Origin of the sequence: Rhizobium sp. BR 314 (assembly GCF_047445805.1) — a bacterium.
GTDB lineage: Bacteria > Pseudomonadota > Alphaproteobacteria > Rhizobiales > Rhizobiaceae > Rhizobium > Rhizobium lusitanum_B.
Genome location: NZ_JARWLA010000093.1, coordinates 1 through 3,228 on the forward strand (window position 1 = coordinate 1; position 3,228 = coordinate 3,228).

Consider the following 3,228-nt stretch of genomic DNA (forward strand, 5'->3'; position numbering starts at 1 on the left):
CACCAAGCTCACGACGCCACCGATAAACCAGTGACCGATCAACGTCGTGACGTCGCGCAACCTCCGTCACCGTCATCTCGCCAGTCAGCGTCTCCGAAACGATCGATTCCTTGGAAGTTCGTGTGAACTTCCGGCGCCGCATACTGCCCGCCAAAATCTCAAGCTGATGGATAGACACGTCGTTATCCTCGTTGTTAGCAACGTGGCGATACCGCTCACCTCAGCAAAACATCGCTATCACCGTGACAAAGCAAGGCGGTCCTCGGCGTGGGCATACGAATGAACGGGGCATTGCCATGAACCGCCGCAATGCGCTCTTTGCAGGCCATGATGAAGGCGGACGCAACTGGGCCCAGTTCGCCAGCCTGATTGGCACATGCAAAATGAATGGCGTGGAGCCCTACGCTTATCTGTGGGATCTCTTCACCCGTCTCGCCAATGGCCTCTTGCCAAAGATATCGACGCTCTGATGCCATGGGCTTATGCCGCTCGCATCAAGACCTCACAATGAGCTCGTCAGATACTATCCTGAGCTCATATCCGGCCTTAGGGAACACTATTGAGTCGCTGAAACTGAAAAATCAATGGGGCGTAGACGCCGCACACGGCGGAGCCACAATGCACCTGAGAGTCACAAGCTGCGGGTCTTCACAAGCCACGACAGCGCCAGCACCGCATCGTCGATATCCCTTGCGAGAGCTTTTGACGAGCAAATACGAAATTAATGCGGTCCTCGCCGAATGCGTACTGCATCTCAAAAGCTGCTCGAGCAGATGCTTACAATTGTTCCTGTTCGCCAATGTTCGGAAAAGGTGTAATCGACCAACTGATTAGGTTAACGGCACGCTCAAGTATGATCTCGGTCTGACTGCGACTGGGTGAGGTGGCAATGACGTGTCCAATCGAGTCTCGGTCATCGCTTTTCCTGACGAACGGCGTCTTCGGTTTAAGGTACAGTTCAATCTCGGCGACACCGGGCTCAGCGGCTGCCTGCCTATCGCCATTGATCCAATCGAGGATGCCATCGGTATCAGGAACTAGGAATCGTGCGGCCGCCGTCTGCGAACGTCTTCGGCTCAAATCCCATTTCTCGCCTATGACAAGCTTGATGTGCTGATTGATAAGATCGACACCATAAGCCAGCTGAATCAGCCGAGGAGTGGTCCAACCCGGAAGACGCGGATTGACTTCAATAGCGACTGGACCTCGCTTCGTCCACCGCAATTCAATGTTCGCTGGCCCCCAACCAAGACCGAGAGCTCGTAAGCAGCTTAGTGAAACATCGGCGATGCACTTACATTGACCATCAGTTAGGGGCGCCGGAAAGATGCTCTCACGAACGACGAAATGCGGTGGGCTGCCAAATTTGGCGGTGCCAATTGCAACGACCTCATTCCCCATTGTGTCGACACTATAGTATGGTCCTTGAGCGAACTCTTCGATTAGTATCCCTGGCGAAGATCGCCAGATGTGCTTACCGCCCAGCAGATAAGTCGTGTGTTCAGCCACCTCCGTGATGTTGCGGCATAATCGGACCCCGCTGCTGCCGCTGCCAGTGACTGGCTTAAGTATCACCGGCAGACCAATCTCCTCTGCAGAGCTTTCAACGTCCGTTGCATCCGTTGCCAAGCGGTAGGCAGGTATTGGAACGCCCGCCCGTGCGAGGAGTTGACGTTGAACGAATTTGTCGTAGCACTGTTCAATCGATGCTGGGTCTGGTCCGGGTAGATCGAAATGGCGGCAGAGCCTCCCGACTGTCACATAGACCGATTCATCTCGGCCCGCGAACCCAGTGATGCCCGCGATGTCATAAGTCGCACGTAGCTGGGTACACTCATGAATCATTGCATCGAGATCGCCTGTATCGACACGGATCGCTTGTACCCTTTTTGCCGAAATATAGTCGTACTGAGCTGGGTCAACCGATAGAGTAATTGGTTGAATGCCAAGGCGCTGGGCAGCTTGAATATACAGAGGACCATTACCTCTACTACCTTCAACTAGGATGAGCGCTCTTCTTGCCATTTACGCGGAGCTCCGACGTTGACGCTCTGGATGATCTGAGGGCAAATTGCAAAGTCCCTCTCTCACTCAACGCGTTTCTTCAGTTTATGTGAGCGTATCATTGTCGGCGGGTTGCTTGTGCAAAGATTCTGTAAAACTTTTGAAGGGCCTATGCAGCGTCTATTTGAAGTTGAATCTGTCAAGTTCGTCAAACGAGGCCAAGGTAGTCGGCCGTGAATTATCCGGAAGTAGTTGATGTTTCCGGTACATCGTACGTGTCCCATTAATCGGTGTCGCAAGAAAGCTGTCGCATTGCCTCAGGAACAATGGGAGCCAACAAATGTCGAGACCTAGTGAACGGCGCGAGACGGGAGCAGGATCCGTTCCGGTCTCGTCTTGATCAGATCATTGATCTGAAGCACGACCTTATCTGGTTGGCGCAGACAATCGATTGGCCGTTCTAGAAGAACGATATGGTGAGATTTATTCCGATGGAGCCGGTATGCCGCCACTACCTCGACAGCCTCTCCAGTATTTCTGCGGCGGGACATTCTTCCAACACACATTGCCGTTTCGATCGTTCGTCGCTGATGGCAGCGCAAATGCAGTTTGTCGCATGGCTGGCGCCAACGCATGGGCGAGTAGCGGATAAAGGCGCTTCTGCAGGAGAGCCTCTTGGTGGCGTCAAGACCGGTGCGATGAAGTCGTCGGACACGCGGCAGGCGATCGTCGATACAATAGTCCAAGAACATGATGTTTCCGACCGCCGCCAAGCTCATTGACCGGGCACGGAGCGGCTCGTGTGGCTGGCTCGCAGGGTGGCGCTCGATCTGCGCCAGACGGCTGGGAAAATTCGCCCTGATCCAGCACCAGCGGTATCCCCATGCCAAACAGTTCAAGCGGGCTGGGACGGCGCTGCCCAAGCTAAGGACCTATCTCGGGCGAACGATCCGCGACATCTCACGCCGACGAAGTGTAAGCGCTCATTTCGTTGCGCCTTTTCGCGTTGAATTCTCTGCCGCATGAAGTGTCCACTTAAAATAGGTGGACACCAAATATGAGTGACGAAGAGCAGAAACTGCGAGTGCGGTTGGTGGGACGTGATGGGCGACGCCGCTATGATCCGGGATCAAAGGAGCGGCTTGTTGCGGCCTGCCTTGAGCCTGGTGTGTCGATATCCGGCCTTGCGCTTACGCATGGGATCAATGCCAACCTACTGCGCAA

General features: G+C 54.4%; 3 protein-coding genes and 2 pseudogenes. 3 read left to right on the top strand and 2 right to left on the bottom strand.

What is annotated here, in order from left to right; genetic code table 11:
- Positions 1 to 142, bottom strand: a 142-nt coding sequence (locus QD461_RS36415) for a transposase (protein WP_414091623.1), incomplete at its 3' end; no start/stop codon positions are given.
- A gap of 142 nt (positions 143 to 284) precedes the next feature.
- On the opposite strand from QD461_RS36415, the pseudogene QD461_RS36420 reads away from it, so the two are divergent.
- A pseudogene (locus tag QD461_RS36420) lies at positions 285 to 511 on the top strand (transposase domain-containing protein); the annotation flags it as partial.
- A 266-nt stretch (positions 512 to 777) separates the two neighbouring features.
- Here QD461_RS36420 and QD461_RS36425 read toward each other — a convergent pair.
- Positions 778 to 2,025, bottom strand: coding sequence for an ATP-grasp domain-containing protein (locus QD461_RS36425; protein ID WP_004126188.1), 1,248 nt, complete (start codon positions 2,023 to 2,025; stop codon positions 778 to 780).
- A 319-nt stretch (positions 2,026 to 2,344) separates the two neighbouring features.
- Between QD461_RS36425 and QD461_RS36430 the strand changes: the two are divergent.
- Both QD461_RS36430 and QD461_RS36435 read left to right on the top strand, forming a co-directional pair.
- Positions 2,345 to 2,970, top strand: a pseudogene (locus QD461_RS36430) (IS5/IS1182 family transposase); the annotation flags it as partial.
- Positions 2,971 to 3,061: 91 nt separating this feature from the next.
- Positions 3,062 to 3,228: transposase (locus QD461_RS36435; protein WP_414088590.1), on the top strand; the 167-nt coding region annotated here is incomplete at its 3' end.